Genomic DNA, 26,278 nt, shown 5'->3' with positions numbered 1-26,278 from the left:
ACGTAATTGACCGATACATATGTTCAAGAGCACAATATTTTGAATTAAATTTAGTTTGTTGGTAGACAAAAGTTTCTTTCCGAACAACTTAACTATTGCCCAATACGTATATAAAAGATAATATTATCACAATTTAAATGAGAAATAAGATATTCCCTTACCTGGCTGCGCTGGGTTTTTTAAGCTTTGGGGTCATTACTGGCTGCAAAAAGAGTAACCCTGTGCCTGATGAGCCCGTATCTCCGCCAGTTGTGACAACGCCTAGCGGAACGCGGGAAGAATTGACTAAAGATTCTATTTTTTTATACGGTAAAGAACTTTATTACTGGAATACTTCGCTGCCAACCTATGAGGTGTTTAATCCGCGTGCATTTAGTTCGAATGAAGCTGAATTATATGCCATGACACAATATTCTTTGGATCCGGCAACGGGAAAACCATATGAATTTGTAAGCACTTCTTCTGGCGAGCCTAAATATTCGTTTTTCGATTATACGGCAGCTACATCGGGGAAAACAGGTGCACTTAAAGCTGATGTAAATGGCTCAGCCAATGATTACGGTTTTTCTGTTCAGTATCAGTATAATAGCACTACCGATTTAAGGGTAAAATATGTTTATCCTAACTCACCGGCAGCAGTACAGGGCTTAACACGTGGTTGTAGGATAACCAGTGTAAATGGAAGGACAGATCTGACCTATCCTGGTGCCGTTAATTTTTTAAATAATGCCATTTTTGGTACAAATGCAACGGTGACTTTGGCTTTTAATGATATTGATGGCAATCCAAAAACGGCTGTTATATCTAGCAGTTTGTATACGGTTAATCCAATATTGTTTACCCATGTTTATACGGTTGGCACCAAGAAAGTGGGTTACATTGTATTTAATAGCTTTACCAATAATGCCTCTACGGCCATAAATACAACCTTTTCTAATTTTGCAACCCAGGGGGTAAGTGAATTGATTATTGATTTACGCTATAACGGTGGTGGTTATGTTTCAACAGCTACCCAGATGATTAATTTAGCCGCACCAGCAGGAGAAACAGGGAATACGATGTTTACTTCTTATTACAATGCTTATCTGCAATCGATCACGAGTGCGCAGCGCAAAGCTTCCGTTTTGGCACACCAGCCATTGTTAGATGATGCAGGTAAATTACAAACCTTTACCACGGGGGTAAACGGAAAGTATGCCACTTATGCCGACTTAAATTATTCGCCTACAGCTGCTGATAATATTGAGAAATTTGCAAAATCAGGTAGTTTAAACTTAAACAGGGTTTATTTTATAGTAACCGGATCTACGGCATCTGCAAGCGAGTTAACCATTAACAGTTTGAAACCGGTAATGGATGTAAAGCTAATTGGCAGAACAACCTATGGTAAACCTGTTGGTTTCTTTCCGATCAGAATAGATAAGGTGGATATGTATATTCCCGAATTTGAAACCAAAAATAAACTCGGAGTTGGTGGCTATTATTCTGGTTTGACGGTTGATAAAGAATCAGCAGAAGATTTAAGCAAAGCGTGGGGAGATGAAACAGAAACTTTATTGGCTTATGCTTTGTTGTATGCCAAAAACGGGAATTTTGTGACTACAGCAGCTAAAACAGCTAGCTTAAGTACCACTACAACAGCACTGCCGCCAAAACTTTCGGTCGCAGAACTGAGGGCGCTGGATGAAAAACTGGATCCTAAAGGAATTAAGGGAATGATTATGACACCTGATAAAAGATTTTAATCAAGTTTTTAACGAAAATGCCCGCTTAACATGTTTGTTAAGCGGGCATTTTTATTTGTGGTGGTATTTACAATAATATTTTACTGCTGATATCTTTGTTAATGGTAATGTAACCTGGATATTTAACAGGCGTATTGCCGAGCATAAAGGTTGGCTTTATTTTAATGGTTAATAAACCTAGCTTTTCATCTTTTGAAGATGATCCTTTCTGAGCGGCTTTGATAATATCGTTAAAAACGTTTCCATTAGATACTAATCCATAAATATTGCTTACCAGCTGCACCGGAACAGTAACCGTTTGACCTTGTGCAATACTTACATTTTGATTAACGATGCCTTCTGCCAGATCGGTGTTATTAACCAATATTTTATATTCGAACTGGTTGATGGCTGCCAAATTGCCTGATGGGTTGGTTATTTCTAAATTCAGATTGGCCCTAAGTGGAATGTCTTTTCTTAGCAGGCCAAGGGCAACCCCCGGTAAACTGGTTAAGCTAAAACTTTGCTGGTCCATTAATTTTTTAACGTCTGTGCCTGCAATCGATACCTGTTGTACACCTGTAATTTTATAAGTGCAGTCTTCCAGGGCTTTTATCTGCTGGGCCTGCCTGTTTATTCCGCAACCGAAAAGGCCAACAGTTAATAGGCATACTAATAATCCATGTTTCATTTTATGTGTGTTAGGTGATTGTATAAGTACCCAAAAATTTGGATATTGATATACTGCAAACATAACGCCAAAATAATAAATCTATTTCAGAACGCTTAGGTTAATTCAAACTGATTGGTTTCAAAGTTTGGTTAATCGGGTAATTGTTTAAACCGGTTAACTGAAGATCAAATCATAACAATTTAACAGTCTATCAATTTAAACAATTAACCTAACCGCGCAAGAATTAACCTAAACCATTAACTTTACAAAAAAAAATAAAAAACATGGCCATTACCATCCGGAAGATAACTGCAGCAGATAATACGGCTACGGCTGAAATGATCAGGACGATTTTAAGAGAATTTAAAATAGATAAGCCGGGTACGGTTTATACTGATCCGACAACCGATGAGCTGTCTACAGTTTTCGAACACCCTCAATCGGCTTACTGGCTTGCCGAAGAGGATGGACTTATTATTGGCGGCTGTGGCATTTATCCAACCGGAGGTTTGCCGGATGGTTGTGTTGAGCTGGTTAAATTGTATACCTCGGCATCTTCACGCGGAAAAGGTATCGGCAAAATGCTCATGGAAAAAAGTATAGAATCGGCCCAGCATTTTGGCTATAATGAGATTTACCTGGAATCGTTTCCTGAACTTACCCGGGCAATTGCTATGTACGAAAAAGCAGGATTTAAAAAACTCGCTGCACCACTCGGTAATTCAGGGCATTTTGCCTGTAATGTTTGGATGCTGCTGGTGCTTTAGTTTTTCTGATGGTGTAATATCGTCGAAATGATAACTGTTTTTTATGGATATGGCTAATGGCGCAGAACCCTGTCCATTTTCCATCTTACATTTTCCATCATCATCACCTACTCTTTAAGATTTATTAATACTAAGGGAATATTGGGCCGCTAGCTTTGCTTTTTATAAAGCGGCATCCTTTGAGCAATTCATTACTTTCATCTTTACAGCACGGAAACCATCAGGCTATGGAAGAAATCTATCGTAGCTATTGGGAAGATGTTTTTGATATTGCCCTCAAAAAAACCGGAGATGAAGCCGTCGCACAGGATATTACGCAGGAAATTTTCATTTCCCTCTGGGAAAACCGGGCGGCAATTAACTTATCAGGAAGTCTGGGTGCTTACCTGCATGGTGCTGTAAAATACAAAGTGATTAATTATTTCAGGTCGGGGAGCGTTAAAGCGCAGCACCAAACTGCACTTATAACACTTATGGATGAACAACATACGGCTGCCGCAGATGATCAGCTGATTTTAAAAGAGCTGCATTTAGAAGTAGACGCAGCTATAGCGCTCTTGCCAGAGAAAATGCAACTGGTATTTTCAATGAGCCGGAAACAGGAAAAATCCATTAAAGAAATCGCCTCAGAACTTGATGTTTCTGTACAAACGGTAAAAAACCAGATCTCTGCTGCCCTGAAACTGCTGAAAAAAAGCCTTTCCTATATCCTGCTCATCGCGGCTTTGATTGGCTTAACATAAAGTTAATTTATAGATAACATTTTTGGTTAGTACCCATCTGCTTTTCAACTGACATGTATTTAAATGACAGAAGAACAGGCAAAGGAGCTGCTGCAGAAATATCTCGATAAGCAGGCAAATCCAAAAGAGCAAAAAATAGTTGAAGCATGGTATGACACGCTCAGTCAGGAAAATATTGAACTTAATGCAGAGCGGAAAACAGCAATAGGGGAGCAAATGTTCGTTCACCTTAAAGCCGCTATGTATAAAAAAACAGGCAAGGTATTCAAGCTTAGCCCTTTTATCAGGATTGCCGCTGCAGTGTTGGTTCTTATTACATTGGGTGTAACCATCTGGAAGCTCAGTGCGCCGGTAAAATTTATTGAAGATCAGCTTACCGTAATTACCGGAGCTGCAGAGCGAAAACGCATTACTTTATCAGATGGTTCGGTGGTTTTGTTGGGTTCTTCTGCAAAACTTAGTTACCCCAAAGTATTTGCCTCAAACAGCCGCCAGATCGAACTAAAAGAAGGTGAAGCTTTTTTTGATATTGTCCATCAGGCGAAAAGACCATTTACGGTACATACCGCATCAGGTATAAATATCAAGGTGCTGGGGACTTCATTTAAGGTGAAGTCTTACCAGGCCAGTAAACAGATCGAAGTTGCCGTAGTTACCGGAAAGGTTGCCGTGAGCAATAAAAAAGGAAATCTGGCCACGCTCATCAAAGATGAGTGTTTAACCTATGATAAAAATGCGGGCAGTGCAGCAATCAGTAAAATCAAAGCAGCTGCCTTTGTTGAACTTGCTTTTGACGGCGCAACTTTAGAACAGGTAATCAGTAAGCTTCAATACGTGTTCAGTATTAAAATTTTATTGGGGGATGCCGCTTTAGGCAAACTTAAAAGTACAGCTGTTTTTACCAGCAGGCAATCGCTGGAAGAGATTTTGGACATTATCTGCAGCCTCCACCACCTAAAATTCAATGCATCAAAAAATCATAAAACATTTAATATATACAGATGAGATAAAGGTATGATATAGCAATCATCTGCGGTACCGGTTAGATCGGTCATCGTAATCTTTCTTTCTGACCATAGGCGTCAGCATAATTAAAGCTTTACAAATAAATAAAATCAAACAAATTAAACAATGAAAACTACCTCCCATAAGAGGACACCAGCTCTTTATAAGATCATGAAATACTCATGTTTAACATTTTCAATCCTCTGCATATTTTGCAGCTCGATATTGGCTTCTGCTGGTATGGCGCAAAAGTTAGAGAAGACAACGGTTAGTATTACGATTAACAAAGGCCGTAAAATAACCGAAATTATCAAAGAAATCGAGTCGCGCACCGGATTAAGCTTTGTATACAATCCCGATCAGCTACAACAGAAAAATATGTTTGTAAGTGGCGATTTCACCACAGAACCCGTAAGGTCATTGCTGGATAGGCTGGGCTTGCAGGTTTTAGAAAAAGGCGGTTATGTCATATTAAATAATGCCGTTTTTAACAAACCCGACCGTATTATTACCGGGATAGTAAAAGACTCGACAGGTGTAACTTTACCGGGTGTTTCGGTTAAAGTACTGGGTACACAAAGCGGAACCATAACTGATGGTAATGGTGCTTACCGTATTGAGGTGGGCGCTGATGCTATACTTTCATTTTCGATGATCGGTTACCGTACCAAAGAAGTAAAAGTTGGCGAAAACCAGGTAATCAATATGGTGTTGAGCGAAGAACGTTCTACACTTGCCGATGTAGTGGTGGTAGGTTACGGTACGCAGAAAAAGGAAACCTTAACGGGTGCAATTACCATTGTGGGGCTGGATAAACTTTCTTCGCGCTCACTGAACAGTGTAGGAGAGGTGCTGGCAGGAAAATCACCCGGGGTAATTGTAACCAATGAGGGTGGCGATCCAACGGCTACACCACGCATCAACATTCGCGGTGCCGGAGGTATCAACGGAGAAAGTGTACTTTATGTAATTGATGGGTCTATTTTTCTGGGTGTGCCACAGCTTAACCCCAATGATATTGAATCGATTTCTGTGCTAAAGGACGGCGCGAGCGCAATTTATGGGGCAAGGGCATCAGGTGGGGTAATATTGATTACCACCAAAAAAGGTAAAAGCGGTAAAATGCAGATCAGTTTTGATGCCAAGTTAGGGCAACAAAGCGCATGGCGAAAACTAGAACCATTAAATGCTCAGCAACGGGCACAGGTAGCCGCCACTGCAGCCAAAAACGGAGGTACAACCATATTGCCTGCTTTTGATGCTTCGAAATATCCTGATGGGCAGGTTACCCGCACCAACTGGATGGACGAAGTTTTTAGAAATGGAATGGTACAGGATTACAATGCCGCTATAAACGGTGGCAGTGAAAAATCTAATTATTACCTAAGTTTCAATTACCGTAATGCCGAAGGCATCGTTTTAAACACCCAAACCAAACGCTACAATTTCAGGATCAATACCGAACATGAGGTAACCAACTGGTTAAAAGTAGGCGAAAACCTATCGTACAGCAGTACCAATGGAAATGGCGCCAATACCAGTAGCGATTATACCGGTGCTTTGCTTTCTGCGATTTATTATCCAACCAATGGAACGCCTTACAATGCCGATGGCAGTTTTGCAGGTTTACCGGGCGGGCAATATGCAGGCGATTATGGTGATATTGTGAACCCTGTTGCCGATTTACAACGCATCGATATCAATAACCCAGTAAATGTGTTGGTGGTTAATCCCTATGTTAATGTTAAATTGATCAAAGGTTTAACTTTTAGGTCTAATTTGAGTATCACCAAATCAGACGCTGCTTTTAAAAGCTTTACGCCCAAAAGACCTGAGGTGGGGAAACCGGTATTGAGCAATAGTTTGCAGGAAAGCAGCAGCCGCAGTAACGATTTTCTTGCCGAGCAGGTGTTAAGCTATAAAGCAACTTTTGGCAGTCATCAGCTCGATCTTACAGGTGGTTATTCTTTTCAGAAAACAAAAAGTAACAGCTTATCAGCTTCCGGAGCAGGTTTTGATGACGAATCGCCGCAATATAGGTATCTGGTAAATGCAACCGTGATACAGCCTTCGGTTAGCGGGATGTCTGAACAGGCACTTTCTTCATTGTTTGTTAGGGCCAACTATAACTATAAAGAAAAATACCTGCTCTCGTTAATCGGGCGCCGCGACGGATCATCGCTGCTCAGTAAAAATAACAGGACAAAAAATTACGGATCGGCTTCTGCAGGATGGGTAGTGAGCAAAGAAGACTTTCTTAAGGATGCTTCCTGGCTGAACGAACTGAAACTGAGAGGCAGCTATGGCATATTGGGCAATTTAGCATCGCTTAATGCTTCGGCAGTAAATCCATTATTAAGTGCTACCCAAAGTTATTTCGGGCAGACACCAACGCTACAAAATGGTTATGTACAGACTGTTCTGGCCAACAAAGATTTAACATGGGCAGAATCAAAACAAACAAACTTTGGTATTGATGTAGCTGTTCTGGGCAGATTAAGCCTGAATGCAGATTATTTTATCAAAGAAACCAATAAAATGATCCTGACGAGATCGTTGCCTGGAACAGCTGGTTTAAATACACAAACCATCAATGCCGGGATTGTAAAAGATAAAGGCATAGAATTGGGCTTAACTTACAATAGTGATAAAAACGCCGCATTTACTTATAGCGTAAACGCTACTTTAACCAAGGTTAACAACAAAGTGCAGGAGCTTGCTCCAGGATTAGAAAATATTGCAGTAGGTACCAATTTCCGTAACGAACTTGCTCCACTTACCATCAGGGTAGGGCAACCATTATACAGTTACTATGTGTTAAAAACTGATGGTATTTTCCAGAGTCAGGCTGAAGCTGATAATTATAAAAATGCGAAAGGAACTAAAATTCAGCCGAATGCAAAAGCGGGTGATTTTAAATTTGTTGATATCAATGGTGATGGATCTATTGATGGAAACGACCGTTATTTCGCAGGCAGCGCTTATCCCGATTTCACTTATGGCCTGAGCTTTAATGCGAGTTATAAAAATTTCGACATTAATATTTTTGCGCAGGGCGTACAGGGGAACAAATTGTTTAATGCCGTAAAACGTACCACGTATAGCGCCAGCGGTCCATCGTACAATAAATTGGTGGGTATCCTGGATGCCTGGTCGCCGGAGAATCCGGGTGGAAAAGTGCCGATCATTTCAACGAGCGATGCCAATGGAAACTTTAATGCTTCCGATTTTTATATCGAAGACGGTTCTTACCTGCGTATCCGTAATGTAACACTGGGTTACAGTTTGCCAAAATCGCTTGCCAATAAATTGAAAACAGGAGGGGTAAGGATTTATGCCACTGCAAATAACCTCTTTACCATTACAAATTATTCGGGTTTCGATCCGGAAATCGGAATGGACAATAACGGACTGGATGTTGGCCGTTATCCACAGGCAAGAAGCTTTATCCTTGGTTTAAGTGTAAATCTATAATCACCAATTATAACAATGAAAACGAATTTTAAATATATGGCATTTGCCGCCCTTGCTTTTTTCTCTTCTTGTACAAAAGAGCTTGATATTGTACCCGAAGGATCTCCATCGGCACAAAATTTCTGGAAAACTAAAGAAGATGCTATAAAAGCAGAAGCGGGCATGTACGAAAATTATAATGCTGAAGACTTTTATGGCCGTGGAATGTTCTGGTTTATCAATGCCAGCGATGATATGGTTACTGGGCGTAACAAACCAGAGGCCGATAACATTAAAAACTTTAACCGTACTTATGTGGGTGGAGGTTATACCGAAACCCAGTGGAGTATGCGTTATGCCATAATTAAACGCGCGAACGATATCATCATCAATGTGCCGGCCATCTCCATGGACGAAGCTTTGAAAAAACAGATCATCGGTGATGCTTATTTTAATGCTGGTTTGGTTTATTTCCAGTTGGCTGCCAACTATGGAAACGATAAAGCAGGAGTTCCAATTGTTACGCCAGAAAGCGATCCGTCTTTGCCTATTGCACGCGCAAAAAATGTAAACGAAAATTACGACTATATCATTTCACTTTTATTAAAGGCGGCTGATAACCTTCCATTGTTTTCGGCAATGAAACCTGCTGATTATGGCAAAGCACATAAAACCGCCGCATGGGCCTATCTGTCTAAAGTATACCTGTATAAAAAGGATTATGCCAATGCCGCAAAATATGCTGATATGGTTATTACCTCAGGTCAGCATGATTTGGTGAATACAGGTTTTGCCGATGTATTTAAAGCATCGAACAACTGGTCTAAAGAGTATATCTGGTCGGTAGTGTGTACACCAAGCGGTGGAGGTACAGGCTGGGGGAGCAAACTTCCAGGGGTAATGTTAACCAATAAAGCCTGGGGAATTTACAATGGCTGGGGTTATTACCTGCCAACCAAAGAGCTTTACGATTCATACGAAACAGGAGATCAGCGCCGTGAAGCCACTATTTTAAAACCTGGCGATAAATTTATGTTCTTTGGTGCCGAACGTAGTTTTACCAAAGATGCTGGAGCCACTTCAAATTATCAGTTTAAAAAATATATGGAGCCATTTTCTTACGCCAACCCTATCCCAACGCATGTGAATCCGAACGGAGATAATGGTACTACCGATTTAAATGTGCCTTTAATGCGTTATGCAGAAGTATTGTTAATCAAAGCAGAAGCGGCCATCAACTTAAGCGGAGCTGGTGCAGGCGATACTGAACTGAACAAAATCAGGCTTCGTGCGGGATTGGGTACTAAAACCGGAATGACAATAGATGACCTTAAACGTGAGCGCCGCAACGAACTTGCGGGAGAATGGGCCGACCGCCATAGAGATTTGGTAAGGTGGGGCGATGCGCAGGCAGCTTATGCAAAACCTTTGCATGATTTTGATGGAAGTGTGATCTGGCCGGCCAGAACCTTCAATCCACAGGTACACGATGTATGGGCAGTACCACAAAGAGAAATTGATAACAGTGCAGGCGTAATTAAACAAAACGCAGGATGGTAAATAAAATATGGATAAACTTTGCAGCACTGGTGATGTTACTGGCGCTGCAGAGCGCATCTGCGCAAATTAAAATGAACCCCAATCGCGGGCATAGCCATAACGATTACAAACAGGACATCCCTCTTCTAACAGCGTATTATGCCGGAATGGGCGCTATAGAAGCAGATGTTTTTTACCGCGACGGGGAGTTGTTCGTTGCTCATGAAAGCAGCGAAATCAGGTCCGGTAAAACCTTAAAGAAGCTATACATCGACCCGCTCGTGGCTTTTTTTAAGGAAAACGCAAACCATCCTTATCCCGATCCAAAACAAAAACTGCAACTGGTAATCGATATCAAAGCAGATTACCAGCATGTAATTGCAAAATTATTGACTGACCTTAAAGGTCTTGAGCCTGTTTTCGATCAACAGGTCAACCCATCAGCAATTAAAATTGTATTGAGCGGAGATGTTCCGCCTGCCGAAAAGTTTGCAGATTATCCATCAATCATCAGTTTTGATGGCCGGCCGGGAAATAACTATACCAGCGATCAACTGCAGCACATTGGTATGATCAGTGATGATATTTCGCATTACTCGGTATGGAATGGAAAAGGAACCCCAACGCCAACCGACCTGGAGAAGATAAAAGCCGTAATTGCCAAGGTGCATGCCCAGGGTAAACCTTTCCGCTTTTGGGCAACCAAAGATAGTCCGAACAGCTGGAAAGAACTGGAACACATGGGTGTTGATTGGATTGGCACCGATCATCCGGCATTGTTGAAAGATTTTTATCAGAACAGGGCCAAACTGGAGTACATAAATGATAAAGGTTATACACCTTACCAGCCAACCTATAAAAGCGATGCACTAAAAACAAAAGTTAAAAATGTTATCCTTTTAATTGGCGATGGCATGGGGCTGGCCCAGATACAGGCCGGCTTGAGCGCCAATTTTGGTCAATCCAATGTGATTCAGATCAGGCATATCGGTTTTTCACGTACAGAGGCTTCCAATTCAGATTTTACTGATTCTGCTGCTGGTGCAACGGCTATGGCCACAGGTCATAAAACCAATAACCGCTATATCAGTGTCGATTCTACCGGTAAATTACTGGCGGCTATTCCAGATGTTTTAGCAACCTATGGTATTAAAAGCGGAATCATCAGCAGTGGAGATATTACCGATGCAACGCCTGCAGCATTTTACGCCCATCAGGTTGAGCGTACCATGACCCACGAAATTGCAGCCGATTTTCTGAATGGTCATGTTGATGTTCTGGTAGGATCTAAACGTAAAAGTTTTACCGAAAATCCAGATCAAAAGCTAATGAACAAAATTTTGGCTAAAGGTTATGTTTTTCAGCAAAACTTAAAAAGCTTTGTTGCATCAAATGCGGATAAGCAAGTGGTACTTTTAGACGATTCTGCTACGCGAAAAATACTGGAAGGAAGGGGAGAGATGTTGAAGACTTCGTTCTTAAAAACAATTGAATTGCTTTCGAAAAATAAAAAAGGATTTTTCATGATGGCTGAAGGCGCACAGATTGATCATGGCGGGCATGCCAACGATCTGCCTTTTGCAGTAACCGAACAGCAGGATTTCGACCGTTTGGTTGGCGAAGCCTTAAAGTTTGCCGATCAGGATGGCGAAACATTAGTTGTGGTAACTGCCGATCATGAAACCGGTGGACTGTCGCTCCTGGATGCCTCTTATAGAAAAGGAACAGTCCGTGGTCATTTCAGTACAGATGATCATACCAATATTATGGTGCCTGTATTTGCCTATGGCCCAGGCTCAGATGCTTTTATGGGTGTGTACCCCAACAATCAGATTTTTCATAAAATCATCCAGGCTTATCGCTTAGCAAAATGATAGTGAATTAAAGGATCAAATAAATCCTGACAAAGACCTTGTTTTGCAGCAAGCTCGAAGATGCTGTCATCGTTTGTATTTGTTGAAGATTAAACTTTAATTCGGAGATACTCTCCTCAAGTAGTCGTCATTTTGGGCGAGGTGCAACGAAGTCGAGGAATCTATATAGATTTCTCCATTCCACTGCGCTTCAGTCGAGATGACGACGTTTTTTATTGAAGTTGTCATCCCGAGCCTGTCGAAGGACAAATATTAATTTGTTCTCGATTATAAAAGGTCTTCGACAAGCTCAGGCTGACAGTATTATAATTACATACATTTATTATTTAATTTTTCCCAACCCTGTTTTCTTCATCAGCTGTTCCGGTGTTTCTGCTGCGGGCCGTTTTAATTTTCATGTTCCCGAATTTGTAGGTGAAACTTAAATTTACCCTACGGCTTTCCCATTCGTTTTGCCAATAGGTTTTAATGTTATTGTATTCCAGATTGGCCCTGAATTTATTCGTATTAAAAATATCGTTTATTTTTAAAGCCAGTGTGGCGTTTTTGTTCCAGAATGATTTTTTAACACCAATATTTAACTGATAACTCTCCAAACTGCGGAACAGGCCCGAAACAGAAGGAGAATCGTAATAAGCATAGGTAGTTATGCTGTAGTTTTTAGGCAGGGTGAAGGTATTATCCATCATTACCGACCAGTTCCACGAGAAAGCATTATAACCATTGCCCTGCACAGCCGATTCGGTTCGGTTAAATCCGGCTGAAACTTCGGTATTGTTGTTCCACCATTTGGTAATGTCGAATGGGCTCCCGGTAGCCATATAAAAATTAGTGGTGCGGTTCAGGTTTTCTGACCTGGAGATACTTTCTTTTGTGCTATTGTTCTGGTAAACCACTTCCGATATCGATCCATCACTAACCGAATAACTCAATGTGAGTACCCTGAAGTTTTTAATCGAGTAATTAAATTCAAGACTATTGGCATAGGATGGTTGTAATAATGGATTTCCCTGAATGGCAGTATAGGGATCGGTATAAAAAGTAAAGGGATTTAAACTGCTGTATGAAGGCCTGTTGATGCTTTTGCGGTAAGCAGCGGTAACGAGATTGTTTGAATCGATTTTGAAGGAAACAAAAAGTGTTGGAAAAAGCTTCCAGTATTTTCTGTCTATCAACGTATTGGTTCCTGACGAACGGCCATCGCCCAGGGTCTGTTCTGCCCGTAAACCTGCTTTGATCTGTATATTTTTAAAGCTTTGATCAAAGGAAAGATAAGCGGCATTAATGTTTTCATTGTATAAAAAGGGGTTGGTTCTGCGCGGATCGTTAATCCAGCCGGCGGTTTTTAGCGAGTCGAAACGCACATCGCTCTGGGATTTTACCCAGCTGCTCTTCCAGCCGGTTTCCATTTTTAATGTTTTGGAAAAATTTAAGCTATAATCGGCCTTGATTGAATAGATAGAGACTTTACCCATGCCCTCATTGCGCAGGTCGATTGGATTGCCAATCAGCTGGTCATTTGCATCAAGGTAGTTGTTGGTAAAGGTTTCGTTTTTGCTGTTATCGTATTGAACATAATCCGCATCAAAACCCAGTTCGCCACCCAATGTATCGGTTTTAAAACGGTAGTTTAAGTTTAGCGCATGGTTTTTTTCGGTATTGCTTTGTGGATTGAACATTGATGTGCCGCCCATTTTTGCTCCTGTTGCGCTATAGTTTACCGAGTTACTGTTTACTTTGGTTTCTGCGGGTGCAGTAAAGCCTTTTACCATTATGCCTAAAGTATGTTTTTCATTCATAAAATAATCGGCGCCCGTTGAATAATTTAAACTCTTGGTTACCGGATGCCAGAAATTAAGCTGGTTATATTGTTCATCGCCAATGGTCCGGTTTAAAGTCAGCCTGTTGTATGAGTTATAGTGCCCGGCATTTAAGCGTACATAGGTGCTTACTTTACCGATGTTATAATTCAGGTTGGTGCCGGCGTAAACTTTTTCATAACGGCCATAACCACCGCCAAGATTCATGTTTCCGTTAAAACCCTGCATTTTGTTTCTTTTCAGTTTAATGTTGATGATCCCTGCAGTACCGGCGGCATCGAAAGAAGATGGCGGATTAGAAATCAGCTCAATTTTACTCAATACTGAGCCAGGCAAGGATTTAAGGTAAGTGGTTAATTCCATCCCCGTCATATAACTCATCTTGCCATCAATCATTACATTGATTCCTTTTTTGCCTTTCAGCACAATGTTATCGTCTTTATCCAGTTTTACCCCCGGAGACCTGCTGATGACCTCCAGTGCATTGTCGCCGGCGGTATTCATCTGTTCTACATTTACAATTACCCGGTCTGCTTTTTGATCAATTACCGGCATTTTCGATACAATGTTTACTTCTTTCAGGTTATTGGAACGGTCGGTTAATATAATTGAAGGAACTTTAACGGCCACATCTTTCACTTCAAAAGCTGAAGATTGGTTTTTCTGGTAGCCCATCATCAATGCTTTAATCAGGTAGCGGCCAGATTTAACATTGGTGAATTCGTAAATTCCCTGTTGATTGGTGGCCTGTAATGCAACTGAGGCCGAATCGGGTAAGTGAATTAATGCGACCGAAGCATAATCAAGTGCTTTATTGCTTTTATCGGTAATGGTTCCCGACACCTTAATGGTTTGAGTATAAGCAGATTTAAAGCTAAAAATAAGCAAAGCGAAAAGCGCAGATTTAAATAAAAGGTTCATCATCTTGTTTGTTTTATAATTGACGATTCAAAGATGTAGAGGTTGCATCAGCCTAAAAATTATATAATCCCAACCCCCTGAAATATTATCCCAATCCATTTTCGGATAATAAATGGTGTTGATCCTTAAAATGTACAGGTTGGGATAATTTTTTGAAGGTTTGGAATAAGAAAATAGGCAGTTAAAAAAGCTTTGTATAGTTTTAGGCCATGAAAACAATAAAAATCGTTTCTATCCATATTCTTTGCTGGGTACTTGTTCTAGGTTATTTTTATGGAGGCTATTTAATTGATGGCACAACTTTTACTAAGGCTGCTTTGAGTATCTCTATGAATTTTATACAATTGATAGAGTTCTACATTTGTTATGTATGGGTGTATCCGCGATTTTTGAAAAGAAATAAATTGCCTCAGTTAATTGCAGGCATTTTGTTTACGATAGCAGTTTTTATCTCACTTCGTTATTTAATAGAAGAGGTCCTTTATCTAAAATGGCTTGGTTTTCATAATTATAATGATGGCGTAACGGCTTGGGCTTATATATCGGATAACATTTATTGGAGTATTGCCTTTATTGTGGTGCCTGCTGCGGTTTATGGTATTGAGCAGAGCTTTAAATCGGAACAGGTTAACCGAAAACTTAAAGAAGAAGTGGTGAAAGCCGAGCTTTCATTTTTGAAATCTCAGATCAATCCACACTTTTTGTATAACACCTTAAATTATGTTTACTCTTTGGCTATTCCAGTTTCCGATCAACTGGCCAATGCGATTTTACGCTTGTCTGATTTGATGCGCTATACCCTAAACGATAGTCCTGATGGTAAAGTGAGTTTAGACAAGGAAGTAGAATACCTGGAGAGTTATGTGGCATTATTTAAGATGCGCTTTGAACCGAAATTTTATGTCGATTTTACAACCGAAGGCATTACCGGTCAAAAAATTGCTTCCCTGATATTGATTCCTTTTGTCGAAAATGCTTTTAAACATGGGGTGGTAAATGACGAGGCACAGCCTGTACGCATTAAACTTAAGGTGCAAAACAAACGTTTAAGTTTCGAGGTAAGTAATAAGATCAGTCATGCACAGAAAGATCATTCGAGTGGCGTAGGTATGGTAAATATCCACCGCAGGTTGGATTTGATTTATCCGGAAAAACATGAATTGTTGATTTCGAATAATGGCAATACCTATAAAAGCACGTTAATTTTAAATCTGTAATGGATAATTTGTATCATTGAAAACTATTCAAATGTTAATTCACGCTAATCGCCAACCCCTAAACGCCCATTATGATCCGTTGCCTTGCTGTTGATGATGAATCTTACGCCTCAGATATTATTGCTGCTTTTATCAATAAAACGCCCTTTTTAGAATTGGTTGGCACCACTACCAATGCTTTTGAAGCACTTAACCTGGTGCAGGAGGGTAAAGTTGATCTTGTTTTTTTAGATATACAGATGCCAGAGCTAACCGGGATTCAGTTTTTGAAAATCTGTGGTGGTAAATGCAAGGTAATCCTAACTACCGCTTATCCCGAATACGCCCTGGAAGGTTTCGATCTTGATGTGGTAGATTATCTGCTTAAACCCATCTCATACGAGCGTTTTTACAAGGCAGCCACTAAAGCGCAGCAGATTTTAATGCCTGTAGCACCCGTTCAACAAGAAATTGTAATGCAGCAGGTAACGCAGGGAAATGATTTTATTTTCATCAAAGGCGATACCAAGAACAAGTTTATCAAGGTTAATTATGTAGATATTTTATATATAGAGGGACTGAAAAACTATGTTTCGGTTTATACGGCTTCGCAAAGGGTTGTTACTTACCAGGCACTGCGCGAATTGGAAACCGAATTGCCTCAGCCACCTTTTTACCGCATCCATAAATCGTATATCATCTCGATCGAAAAAATTAAAATGATTGATGGGAATACCGTTTACATTAACGATCAGGCAATTCCAATTGGCGAAACCTATAAAGAAGAGTTTTTTAAAGTGGTGAGGGAAGGGAAGAAGAACGGTTAATGGTTGAAGAGTGATTGCTAAATTGTTTAATTGTTGGGATTCATCTTTATTTGATCATTTTCTAATTGTGCTTAATTCCTTAATGGTGAAAATCTTTGCGTATTTTCTTTAACCATTAAGCAGTTAAGAGTATTAAGGCGGGGTTGATTAATTTGTTAATGGTTTGATTGTTAAATCATTTTCTAAATGTTCTTAATTCCTTAATGGTGAAAATCTTACTGCATATTTTCTTTAACCATTAAGCAGTTAAGAGTATTAAGGCGGGTTTGATTAATTTGTTAATGGTTTGATTGTTAAATCATTTTCTAATTGTGCTTAATTCCTTAATGGTGAAAATCTTACTGCATATTTCTTTAGCCATTAAGCAGTTAAGAGTATTAAGGTGGGGTTGATTAATTTGTTAATGGATTGATTGTTAAATTCTTGGTGTTTCTCATCGGTTAACCATATCGACTGGTTTTTAACAATTCAACAATAAAGCAATTCAACAATTTATACAGTTAACCGATTAACCTTACAGTGTGCATAAATTCTCCGAATTATTTATCCCGTTTTTTTTAAGTTTGCTGCATAAAGATTAAACCAACATCATCATGCAAGAAACGAATTCGCTAAACCAGGTTGCAGAATTTCACACCACCTTTAAACACCCTATTTTAGAAAGTCCGGTTATTCCTTCAAAACAGAGGGCCAATTTGCGTATTTCGCTTTTAGCTGAAGAACTGAAAGAATTACAGGAAGCCGTAGAAAATGATGATCTGGTAGAAGTAGCCGATGCACTTTGCGATTTGCAGTATGTTTTGGCCGGTGCCATTCACGAGTTTGGCTTAGGCGGAAAATTTAAGACTTTATTTGATGAAGTTCACCGCTCTAACATGAGCAAAGCCTGCAAAACCATAGAAGAAGCAGAACAAACCATCCAGTTTTACTTAGCTAAAGACCAGACCGAATCTTATTACAAAGAAATCGACGGACTGTTTTTGGTGTTCCGGAAATCTGACGACAAGACTTTAAAGTCGATCAACTATTCGCCAGCTGATTTAAAATCACATTTGGTTTAACTCCTAAATAAGCTCGAATTGAAAAGGCTAAAACAGATTGTAAGCGAGCTTAAATTAACACAGGCAGCACCTGATGCAGCTTTAATGCGTGAGTTTATTTTTTACTCACCCAAAATGCCATTACGCCTGCATCAGGAACAGTTGATAGCAGCATCAAAACAATTTAGTCTTGAGGTTTTTGATACCTATTTTACCCATGCCGAAGTAACCATTAACTGCTTTAGCTGGGGAAACGGAAAACGTAAAGTATTACTTACGCACGGCTGGGCCTCAAAAGCTTTAGACTTTTATGAGTTGATTACTGAACTCCTGAAAGTAGATGACCTGGAAATTATAGCTTTTGATGCACCCGGTAACGGAAGTTCAATCTCTGAATTCTCCAACCTGATGTTATATGCCGATTCGGTAAAATCCATTGCCTTAAATTATGCGCAGCCCGACGTGCTGATTGGGCACTCCCTTGGCGGTATGGCTAATGTAATTGCTTTGCAGGAACTCGGCTATAGTCCAGATCTGCTCATTAGCATCGCACCGTTAATCAGGCTGAAAGAAAACTTCGAGCAGAGTCTCGATTCGGTCAACATCAGCCCAAAGGATCAGGATATCTTTTTTAGCAACTTTGTCAAAGAGTTCCCTGTTGCTGCAAGCCACTTTAACCTGACTGAATTATATCAGTTAAACGCCGAAATTGATCATTTCCTGGCGTTCGATCCGGCTGATCACATTTCTCCCTATGCATTTCTAAAAGAATTCATGGATAAATATCCTGCAATCCAGGCAAAATCTTTCGAAGATGTGGGGCATTATAAAATCCTCAGATCGGCTGAGGTAATTGAAGATATTGTGGATAGAATTTCTGCACTTCCAATGTTATAAATCGTGCCGGGCGGTAACATTTTACGCCATAAATGACAGCCTGTCCCGACTTTTCTTATCGTGTAGACACATCTCTGTTAATTTACATTTGTTTTTAGTTCCTTTGTCTAAGGCGATCGTCATGCTGAACTTGTTTCAGCATCGCAATCGGGTTTATTTAATCCAGGCTGGTACAGGGAACAGGCTTTTGTTAACTAAACCCGACAGTAGCGGGCATCCCGATTATTTTCAATCGGGATAAAGCGAATGGCGGGACTACAGCACCTGTGAAATGCTGCCCTTTCTTTTCCTAAAAAAAAGACTGATACTGGATAACCTGAACTAGATAATTAGAACTTTAAGAGCTTAATAAGTGTCAGATGGTAACATCTAAAACTACGGAAAAGAACGGATATCTGTTTTTATACCTGATAACTTCTAATCTCCGTCTCCCGACTTACCAATTCCATCTTCCATTATACATCTTACATCTTCCATCGCTCATATTATTTCTCATCCATAACAGTGCATAACAGTTAAAATTACTGTATATTCTATTTTAGAGCAACCAAATATTATTAATAGAGCATGCAAGCAATTTTAGGCGTAATTTTTCATTTCTTCGGCGGGTTTGCCTCCGGAAGTTTTTATATCCCTTACAAAAAAGTTAAAGGCTGGGCCTGGGAAAGTTACTGGATTGTTGGGGGAATCTTCTCCTGGTTAATCGTTCCACCACTTGCTGCTTTTTTAACCATCCCGAATTTTACGGCAATTATCACCAGTACAAACGGTAGTATTTTATGGCTAACCTATTTTTTTGGTGTGCTTTGGGGTATCGGCGGCTTAACCTATGGATTGGGCGTTCGTTATCTGGGCGTATCGTTAGGGAGTAGTATCATTTTAGGGCTTTGCATGGTTCTGGGTTCCATCCTGCCATCTATCTACTTCGATTTTTTCCCTCAGGCAGGTAAAGATACTTTTACCATGTTTCTACATACCGATTGGGGTCGCATGGTATTGCTGGGGCTTTTAGTCTGCGTTGTGGGTATTATCATCTGCGGTAAGGCAGGTATGATGAAAGAGAAGGAAATGAAAACCGGTATTACCGATCCGCACGGCATGGAGGTAAAAACAGAATATAAGTTTGGACTCGGTTTATTTGTGGGTATTGTATCGGGTGTTTTAAGTGCCTGTTTCAATTTCGGCATCGAAGCCGGGAAACCAATGGCCGATGCAGCTAACGCGATCTGGAAAGCAGCAAATCCTGCTGAACCGGGTAATTTCTTGTTCCAGAACAACGTTACTTATGTAATTGTGCTTTGGGGAGGTTTAACCACCAACTTTATCTGGTGTATGGTATTAAATGCGCGAAACAAAACATTTGGTGATTATACAAACGCGGCAAAACCGCTATTAAAAAACTATATTTTTTCTGCACTGGCAGGTACCACCTGGTTTTTACAGTTCTTTTTCTACGGTATGGGCGAAAGTAAAATGGGTAATGGCGCCAGTTCGTGGATTCTGCATATGGCCTTTATCATCCTCATTGCCAACGTATGGGGACTGGTATTAAAAGAGTGGAAAGGGGTATCCAGAAAAACTTTGATTACTGTGTTGGCGGGTATTTTAACCATCATCATTTCGGTACTCATTGTGGGTTATGGTAATAGAATAAAAGGATAATAATAAAAATTTAAATAGAATATAAGAATGTCAATCGATACGAAAAGTTATAAGCACGTAAGCTATCTGTGGGATGAAGAGGAAGCCGCAAAACTGGCTGGAGATGAAGTTGCCCTTTTGATTTATCGCTCTAATTTATTGGGTGCAGATTTACGCTTAACCAATTATGGAGGTGGAAATACCTCGTGTAAAGTATTGGAAAAGGATCCGCTTACCGGTTTAGAAACCGAAGTCATGTGGGTAAAAGGCTCAGGTGGCGATTTAGGCACTTTAAAGAAAAGCGGCCTTGCAGCATTATATGTTGATCGTTTACGTAGTTTGAAAAATATTTACCGTGGGGTAGAACATGAGGATGAAATGGTTGAATTGTTTAACCACTGCATTTTCGATTTGAGCTCTAAGGCACCATCAATCGATACGCCTTTGCATGGTTTTTTACCGTTTGCGCATATTGATCACTTGCATCCGGATGCAGCCATTGCCATCGCTGCGGCTAAAGACGGTAAAAAAATTACGGAAGAATTATTTGGCGGCACAATTGGCTGGGTAGAATGGAAAAAACCAGGTTTCGAGCTGGGCTTGCAGTTAAAGCAATGTTTGGATGAAAATCCAGGCATCCGCGGTATTATGTTAGGCTCACACGGTTTGTTTACCTGGGGAGATACGGCCTACGAAAGTTACCTGAATACCTTAGAAGTAATCGAAATCTGTTCGGATTACCTCAACCAGAATTATGGTAAAAAAGGTCCTGTTTTTGGTGGACAAAAAATTGAAAGTGCTGCTGCAGATCAACGTAAAAAACAAGCGGCTGCTTTAGCACCTGTTTTGCGTGGTTTATGCTCTTCTAAACAACACATGATCGGTCATTTTACTGATGATGCGCGTGTGCTGGAATTCATCAATTCTAATGATTTGGATCGCCTGGCCCCAATGGGAACCAGTTGTCCCGATCACTTTTTAAGAACTAAAATCAGTCCGCTGGTTTTAACTTTAACCAGCGATGCCGACTTATCGGATGTTAAAGCGCTAAAAGAAACATTGGAGCCTGCTTTTGAAGCGTACAGGGCAATGTATACCGCTTATTATGAAGCCTGTAAACATCCAAACAGTCCGGCCATTCGCGATACCAACCCGGTTGTTATTCTGTATCCCGGAATAGGAATGTTTACTTTCTCTAAAGATAAACAAACCGCCAGGGTTGCGGCAGAATTCTATATCAATGCCATTAATGTGATGAAAGGTGCTGAGGCGGTTTCAGCATATACTTCATTGCCACATCAGGAAGCTTTTAATATCGAATATTGGTTGTTGGAAGAAGCAAAATTACAGCGTATGCCTAAGCCAAAACCTTTAACCGGTAAAATTGCGTTGATTACGGGTAGTGCCGGTGGAATTGGTAAAGCGATTGCTAAAAAGTTTGTTGCTGAGGGCGGTGTGGTCATCTTAAACGATATGAATGCCGAGCGTTTAGAAGAAGCAGCTAAAGAATTCGCAGGTCTGTTCGGTAAGGATTCTTACAGCACGGCAGTTTTAAATGTAACCAGCGAAGAAGATATTAAACAAGCTTTCGATTCGGCTGCTTTGGCTTTTGGCGGGGTAGATATTATTGTAAACAATGCCGGCCTATCGATTTCTAAAACCATTGCCGATCATACTGAAAAGGATTGGGATTTGTTATATGATGTTTTGGTAAAAGGCCAGTTCTTTATTACCCAGGCTGCAACAAATACGATGCAAAAGCAGGATATTGGAGGCGATATCATTAATATTGTAAGTAAGAACGCCTTGGTAAGCGGACCAAATAATGCTGGTTATGGCAGTGCAAAAGCAGCTCAGTTACATTTAAGCAGGTTAAACGCAGCCGAATTGGGTGCCGATAACATCCGCGTAAATGTGGTTAACCCGGACGCGGTGATCAGCGATAGCAATATCTGGGCTGGCGGTTGGGCCGAAGGCCGTGCAAAAGCCTATGGTATTACCGTTGCAGAGCTACCGGCTTATTATGCAAAACGTACTTTGTTAAATCAGATTATACTACCGGATGATATTGCCAATGCCTGTTTCGCCTTTGTTGGTGGCTTGCTGCACAAATCAACCGGAAATGTCTTAAATGTTGATGGCGGTGTAGCCATGGCATTTGTAAGATAATATAAATCCGTGGCTGGTGCCCGCACAGACCGATATGACGATTGGTGCGCTGTGAAGACACAGACCACGGAGATTAAAAATAGTTTTAGTGCGTTATTCCCTAGGCTTGTGTCCCCACAGGCTGGGAATAACTTTTAAAAAAATAATCATTCTCTTTGTGAAGAGGATGGAAGTGGATGGCGATTGTGTCGCCAAAATGATTAACCTAAGAAAAACCAAATATTCTCATGAATATCGAGCAGAACCAAATAGAAAAGCATAACGACTCCCTTTTAACCTCGCATCAGCGCAAACTTTCTTTCTTAAAGGAAGATTGGGCACACGTTGATCTGGAAAGCGTAATCCAGAAACTGGTCGATTTTCAGATTGCCATTCCAAGCTGGGCATTGGGTACCGGCGGAACACGTTTTGGCCGTTTTGCCATTACCGGCGGCGAACCGCGTACCATTGAAGAAAAAATTGAAGATGTAGGTTTACTTCATGCCCTTAATGGTGCAAGTGGTGCCATTTCGCTTCACATTCCCTGGGATATCCCTCAAAATGCAGAAGCTTTAAAAACGCTGGCCGCTGGCTATGGTTTAAAGTTCGATGCCATGAACTCAAATACTTTTCAGGATCAGAAAGGTGCTGCACACAGTTATAAATTTGGTTCTTTGCAGAATGTAAATAAAGATATCCGCAAGCAAGCGATTGAACATAATATCGAAGTAATTAAACATGGTATTGCATTGGGATCTGATGCCTTAACCGTTTGGCTTGCCGATGGTTCTTGTTTCCCTGGTCAGCTTAATTTCCGTAAAGCCTTCGAAAATACTTTAGAAAGCCTTCAGGAGATTTATTCAGCCCTGCCGGAAGATTGGAAAATGTTTGTCGAATACAAAGCCTTCGAACCTAACTTTTATTCAACTACGGTTGGCGATTGGGGACAATCATTGTTGTACGCAAGTAAACTGGGTAAAAAAGCCTATACTTTGGTCGATTTGGGGCACCATCTGCCTAATGCAAATATCGAGCAGATTGTGGCTTTATTGTTAATGGAAGGAAAATTGGGTGGTTTCCACTTCAACGATTCTAAATACGGAGATGATGATTTAACCGCCGGAAGCATTAAACCTTACCAATTGTTTTTGATTTTTAATGAACTGGTAGAAGGTATGGATGCAAAAGGAATGAACCATGCAAAAGATTTAGGCTGGATGATCGATGCTTCGCACAATGTGAAAGATCCGCTAGAGGATTTATTACAATCGGTAGAAGCGATTATGATCGCCTATGCACAGGCATTACTGGTGGATAGAAAAGCATTAAACGAAGCACAAAATAACAACGATGTAGCCAAAGCGCAGGAAATTTTACAACATACTTTCCGTAGCGATTTAAGGGCTTTAGTCGCCGAAGCCAGGTTAAGAGCTGGAGCAGCCTTATCACCAATCGCCTTATACCGTGGTTTAGAAGTTAGAAATCAATTAGTTAATCACCGCGGAAATACTGTTGCCACAGGTTTGTAAATAGAGAAATAGAAATGCCAAAACCTGTTATTGCCATATTTGATGTTGGGAAAACGAATAAAAAACTGTTTCTGATTGACGAAAACTACAGTATCGTTTACGAGCGGTCTGCACGTTTTGTTGAAACAGTTGATGAAGATGGCGAACCATGCGAAAATCTCGAAAGCCTGCGTTCATCAGTTTACGATTCCCTGCATCAGGTTTTGCAGTTGAAAGAGTTCGATGTCAGGGCCATTAATTTCTCTACTTATGGGGCCAGTTTTGTTTATCTGGATGAAAATGGCAATCCGCTTACACCGCTTTATAATTATTTAAAAGAATATCCTGAGGCGCTTAAAAAAGCCTTTTATGCAGAATATGGCGGTGAGGAGAAGATTTCGTTAGAAACCGCCTCACCAATTTTGGGTAGTTTAAATTCGGGTATGCAATTGTATCGCCTGAAGAACGAAAAGCCAGAAATATTTAAAAAAGTGAAGTGGGCTTTACACCTCCCTCAATATTTAAGTTATCTGATCACGGGTAAGGCAGTTGCCGATATTACCAGTATCGGGTGCCATACCCAGCTTTGGGATTTCAACAAAAGTGAATACCACAACTGGGTTAAAACCGAAAAAATCGATGAGAAATTTGGCACATTTACCCCTGCCGATTCCAGCCTGAAAACTAATTTCGAAGGCAGTAGTGTAAAAGTTGGTGTTGGCCTGCACGATAGTTCAGCCGCATTGATTCCCTATCTGGCCAATTTTAATACGCCATTTGTACTCATCTCAACCGGAACCTGGTGCATTAGTTTAAATCCTTTTAACCAGGAACCTTTAACGGCCGAAGAACTTAAACAAGATTGCCTGTGTTACATGCATTTTAAGGGCAAAGCGGTTAAAGCTTCACGTATTTTTGCAGGTTACGAACACGAGGTGCAGCTAAAACGCATTGCCGAACATTTCGATCGTGCGGCCTATCTGTTTAAACATTTGAAGTTTAACCCTTCAATGATTTTGAAACTGGCGAATAAAATTCCTGAAAACCGACAAGAACAACAGGGTTTTTCAGCAAGTTCTGCCTTTCCGGAGCGTGATTTAAATCTCTTTCAAACAGCAGAGGAAGCCTATCATCAATTGATTTTTGATTTGATCAAACAGCAGATTTATTCGTTAAAGCTGATCCTGAACACTGGCGTGAAAAGGATTTTTGTAGATGGCGGTTTTGGCAAAAATGCAATTTACATGCACTTGTTGGCTACCTCTATTCCAGATATTGAAGTTTACGCCTCTTCGGTTTCGCAGGCTACGGCCATAGGCACAGCTTTGGCCATAAATGATGCCTGGAATGAAAACCCTGCACCAACGGATATGATCCAGTTAAAATACTATTCTGCCATACAACGTACAATAGAACTTTAGGAATTTCCGTATATTAGAATTTCCTATATCAATACAACCATTTTGAAACCAGAAGATTTAATCCCCTATCTCAACGTCGATGAGTATTCGTCGACGCCGAAATACAAGCAGTTAACCAACGCCATTTTGGCTGCAATTGAAAGTGGTAAGCTTCTGAAAAATAGCTTGTTGCCTTCGATAAACGAGCTGAGTTTCAGTCTGGAAATGTCGAGGGATACTGCCGAAAAAGGTTACCGCAACCTCCGGAAACTCGGGGTGGTTGATTCTGTACCGGGCAAGGGTTATTTTATTATTAATACCGATTTCTCGCGCAAACTCAAGGTTTGCCTGCTTTTTAATAAGCTCAGTACACACAAAAAGATCATTTACGATTCCTTCACCAAAACCTTAGGAGAGCGTGCCGCAATCGATTTTTATATTTACAATAACGACTTTGCGCTGTTTAAAAAAATGATCGTGGCCAAACGTGATGATTATTCGCACTTTGTGATTATCCCACATTTTTTGGAAGGGGGCGAAAATGCGCACGAAATTATCAATACCATCCCTAAAGAAAAACTGGTGATCCTTGATAAATTGCTGCCGGGGGTAACAGGTGATTATGCTGCGGCTTACGAAAACTTTGCGCAGGATATTTACGCCGCTTTAGAACAGGCTTTAGACCGACTTTCGCATTACCGCACGCTGAAAATTATCTTTCCAAAAAACAGTTATTTTCCGCACGAAATACTCACTGGTTTTTACCGGTTCTGCCAGCAATATGCTTTCGACCATAAAGTAATCCACAATATCAAAGATGAAGAAATTAATCCGGGTGAGGTGTACATTAACCTGATGGAAGATGACCTGGTAACACTCATTGAACGATTGATTGCCCAAAAACTTAAAATCGGGAAAGATGTTGGCGTAATTTCTTATAACGAAACGCCTTTAAAAAGGATTATTTTAGATGGGATTACAACAATCTCGACTGATTTTAGCGAATTAGGTGCCCAGGCGGCAGAGTTTATTCTCAATGGAAAAACCGAGAAGGTAGCAGTGCCTTTTTATTTGAATTTGCGTAAATCACTTTAGTACGCTG

18 protein-coding genes are annotated in these 26,278 nt (G+C 40.5%); 16 read left to right on the top strand and 2 right to left on the bottom strand.

All coding sequences use genetic code 11. The annotated features are described in order from the left end of the window. The first annotated feature begins 137 nt into the window (after positions 1-137). A complete protein-coding gene (locus tag AC07YT_RS08010) occupies positions 138-1,745 on the top strand; it encodes a S41 family peptidase (RefSeq protein WP_086545103.1) in 1,608 nt (535 codons plus the stop codon). A gap of 67 nt (positions 1,746-1,812) precedes the next feature. On the opposite strand, the gene AC07YT_RS08005 is transcribed toward AC07YT_RS08010, so the two are convergent. Then, positions 1,813-2,415, bottom strand: coding sequence for a hypothetical protein (locus AC07YT_RS08005; RefSeq protein ID WP_086549243.1), 603 nt, complete (start codon positions 2,413-2,415; stop codon positions 1,813-1,815). A gap of 266 nt (positions 2,416-2,681) precedes the next feature. On the opposite strand from AC07YT_RS08005, the gene AC07YT_RS08000 reads away from it, so the two are divergent. From AC07YT_RS08000 to AC07YT_RS07975, 6 genes are all read left to right on the top strand, one after another. Further along, on the top strand, positions 2,682-3,164 hold the full coding sequence (locus AC07YT_RS08000; protein ID WP_086545104.1) for a GNAT family N-acetyltransferase: 483 nt from the start codon (positions 2,682-2,684) through the stop codon (positions 3,162-3,164). 227 nt (positions 3,165-3,391) lie between these two features. Continuing rightward, complete coding sequence (locus AC07YT_RS07995) at positions 3,392-3,907, top strand: RNA polymerase sigma-70 factor (protein WP_086545105.1); 516 nt, start codon at positions 3,392-3,394, stop codon at positions 3,905-3,907. A gap of 63 nt (positions 3,908-3,970) precedes the next feature. Continuing rightward, complete coding sequence (locus AC07YT_RS07990) at positions 3,971-4,912, top strand: FecR family protein (protein WP_086545106.1); 942 nt, start codon at positions 3,971-3,973, stop codon at positions 4,910-4,912. A gap of 171 nt (positions 4,913-5,083) precedes the next feature. Continuing rightward, positions 5,084-8,386 (top strand): SusC/RagA family TonB-linked outer membrane protein, encoded by a 3,303-nt coding sequence (locus AC07YT_RS07985; RefSeq protein WP_494945262.1) that lies wholly within the window; start codon positions 5,084-5,086, stop codon positions 8,384-8,386. 15 nt (positions 8,387-8,401) lie between these two features. Then, positions 8,402-9,925, top strand: a complete 1,524-nt coding sequence (locus tag AC07YT_RS07980) for a RagB/SusD family nutrient uptake outer membrane protein (protein WP_086545107.1) — start codon at positions 8,402-8,404, stop codon at positions 9,923-9,925. Further along, positions 9,919-11,778 (top strand): alkaline phosphatase, encoded by a 1,860-nt coding sequence (locus AC07YT_RS07975; protein ID WP_494945261.1) that lies wholly within the window; start codon positions 9,919-9,921, stop codon positions 11,776-11,778. Before AC07YT_RS07980 ends, AC07YT_RS07975 begins: the two co-directional genes overlap by 7 nt. Positions 11,779-12,104: 326 nt before the next feature. Here the strand turns inward: AC07YT_RS07975 and AC07YT_RS07970 are convergent, their stop codons facing one another. Then, the gene (locus tag AC07YT_RS07970) at positions 12,105-14,522 is read right to left on the bottom strand and encodes an outer membrane beta-barrel family protein (protein WP_086545108.1); all 2,418 of its coding nucleotides are present in this window, start codon (positions 14,520-14,522) and stop codon (positions 12,105-12,107) included. Between the two features lie 206 nt (positions 14,523-14,728). Here AC07YT_RS07970 and AC07YT_RS07965 point away from each other — a divergent pair, with 206 nt between their 5' ends. The 9 genes from AC07YT_RS07965 (at position 14,729) to AC07YT_RS07925 (ending at position 26,271) form a co-directional block, all read left to right on the top strand. Beyond that, on the top strand, positions 14,729-15,736 hold the full coding sequence (locus tag AC07YT_RS07965; protein ID WP_086545109.1) for a sensor histidine kinase: 1,008 nt from the start codon (positions 14,729-14,731) through the stop codon (positions 15,734-15,736). 71 nt (positions 15,737-15,807) lie between these two features. Next, positions 15,808-16,542 carry a LytR/AlgR family response regulator transcription factor gene (locus AC07YT_RS07960; protein WP_086545110.1) on the top strand — a complete coding sequence of 245 codons (735 nt, stop codon included), beginning with the start codon at positions 15,808-15,810 and terminating at the stop codon, positions 16,540-16,542. Positions 16,543-17,135: 593 nt separating this feature from the next. Continuing rightward, positions 17,136-17,603, top strand: coding sequence for a pyrophosphohydrolase domain-containing protein (locus AC07YT_RS07955; protein WP_086545111.1), 468 nt, complete (start codon positions 17,136-17,138; stop codon positions 17,601-17,603). Positions 17,604-17,621: 18 nt separating this feature from the next. Then, complete coding sequence (locus tag AC07YT_RS07950; protein WP_086545112.1) at positions 17,622-18,479, top strand: alpha/beta fold hydrolase; 858 nt, start codon at positions 17,622-17,624, stop codon at positions 18,477-18,479. Between the two features lie 567 nt (positions 18,480-19,046). Further along, positions 19,047-20,141 (top strand): L-rhamnose/proton symporter RhaT, encoded by a 1,095-nt coding sequence (gene rhaT / locus AC07YT_RS07945; RefSeq protein ID WP_086545113.1) that lies wholly within the window; start codon positions 19,047-19,049, stop codon positions 20,139-20,141. Positions 20,142-20,168: 27 nt separating this feature from the next. Next, positions 20,169-22,289, top strand: coding sequence for a bifunctional aldolase/short-chain dehydrogenase (locus tag AC07YT_RS07940; protein ID WP_086545114.1), 2,121 nt, complete (start codon positions 20,169-20,171; stop codon positions 22,287-22,289). A gap of 227 nt (positions 22,290-22,516) precedes the next feature. Further along, the gene (locus AC07YT_RS07935; protein WP_086545115.1) at positions 22,517-23,797 is read left to right on the top strand and encodes a sugar isomerase; all 1,281 of its coding nucleotides are present in this window, start codon (positions 22,517-22,519) and stop codon (positions 23,795-23,797) included. A 14-nt stretch (positions 23,798-23,811) separates the two neighbouring features. Next, complete coding sequence (locus AC07YT_RS07930; RefSeq protein ID WP_086545116.1) at positions 23,812-25,197, top strand: FGGY-family carbohydrate kinase; 1,386 nt, start codon at positions 23,812-23,814, stop codon at positions 25,195-25,197. Between the two features lie 42 nt (positions 25,198-25,239). Next, the gene (locus AC07YT_RS07925) at positions 25,240-26,271 is read left to right on the top strand and encodes a GntR family transcriptional regulator (protein ID WP_086545117.1); all 1,032 of its coding nucleotides are present in this window, start codon (positions 25,240-25,242) and stop codon (positions 26,269-26,271) included. The last annotated feature ends 7 nt before the right edge of the window (positions 26,272-26,278 follow it).

The sequence above is a fragment of the Pedobacter sp. GW460-11-11-14-TSB4 genome (assembly GCF_059423705.1).
This window is presented reverse-complemented; position numbering and strand designations above follow the sequence as displayed.

Bases quoted from the DNA above. Each gene is read 5' to 3' on its own strand.
- AC07YT_RS08010 (WP_086545103.1), top strand. From the start codon at position 138: ATGAGAAATAAGATATTCCCTTACCTGGCTGCGCTGGGTTTTTTAAGC.
- AC07YT_RS08005 (WP_086549243.1), bottom strand. From the start codon at position 2,415: ATGAAACATGGATTATTAGTATGCCTATTAACTGTTGGCCTTTTCGGT.
- AC07YT_RS08000 (WP_086545104.1), top strand. From the start codon at position 2,682: ATGGCCATTACCATCCGGAAGATAACTGCAGCAGATAATACGGCTACG.
- AC07YT_RS07995 (WP_086545105.1), top strand. From the start codon at position 3,392: ATGGAAGAAATCTATCGTAGCTATTGGGAAGATGTTTTTGATATTGCC.
- AC07YT_RS07990 (WP_086545106.1), top strand. From the start codon at position 3,971: ATGACAGAAGAACAGGCAAAGGAGCTGCTGCAGAAATATCTCGATAAG.
- AC07YT_RS07985 (WP_494945262.1), top strand. From the start codon at position 5,084: ATGAAATACTCATGTTTAACATTTTCAATCCTCTGCATATTTTGCAGC.
- AC07YT_RS07980 (WP_086545107.1), top strand. From the start codon at position 8,402: ATGAAAACGAATTTTAAATATATGGCATTTGCCGCCCTTGCTTTTTTC.
- AC07YT_RS07975 (WP_494945261.1), top strand. From the start codon at position 9,919: ATGGTAAATAAAATATGGATAAACTTTGCAGCACTGGTGATGTTACTG.
- AC07YT_RS07970 (WP_086545108.1), bottom strand. From the start codon at position 14,522: ATGATGAACCTTTTATTTAAATCTGCGCTTTTCGCTTTGCTTATTTTT.
- AC07YT_RS07965 (WP_086545109.1), top strand. From the start codon at position 14,729: ATGAAAACAATAAAAATCGTTTCTATCCATATTCTTTGCTGGGTACTT.
- AC07YT_RS07960 (WP_086545110.1), top strand. From the start codon at position 15,808: ATGATCCGTTGCCTTGCTGTTGATGATGAATCTTACGCCTCAGATATT.
- AC07YT_RS07955 (WP_086545111.1), top strand. From the start codon at position 17,136: ATGCAAGAAACGAATTCGCTAAACCAGGTTGCAGAATTTCACACCACC.
- rhaT (WP_086545113.1), top strand. From the start codon at position 19,047: ATGCAAGCAATTTTAGGCGTAATTTTTCATTTCTTCGGCGGGTTTGCC.
- AC07YT_RS07940 (WP_086545114.1), top strand. From the start codon at position 20,169: ATGTCAATCGATACGAAAAGTTATAAGCACGTAAGCTATCTGTGGGAT.
- AC07YT_RS07935 (WP_086545115.1), top strand. From the start codon at position 22,517: ATGAATATCGAGCAGAACCAAATAGAAAAGCATAACGACTCCCTTTTA.
- AC07YT_RS07930 (WP_086545116.1), top strand. From the start codon at position 23,812: ATGCCAAAACCTGTTATTGCCATATTTGATGTTGGGAAAACGAATAAA.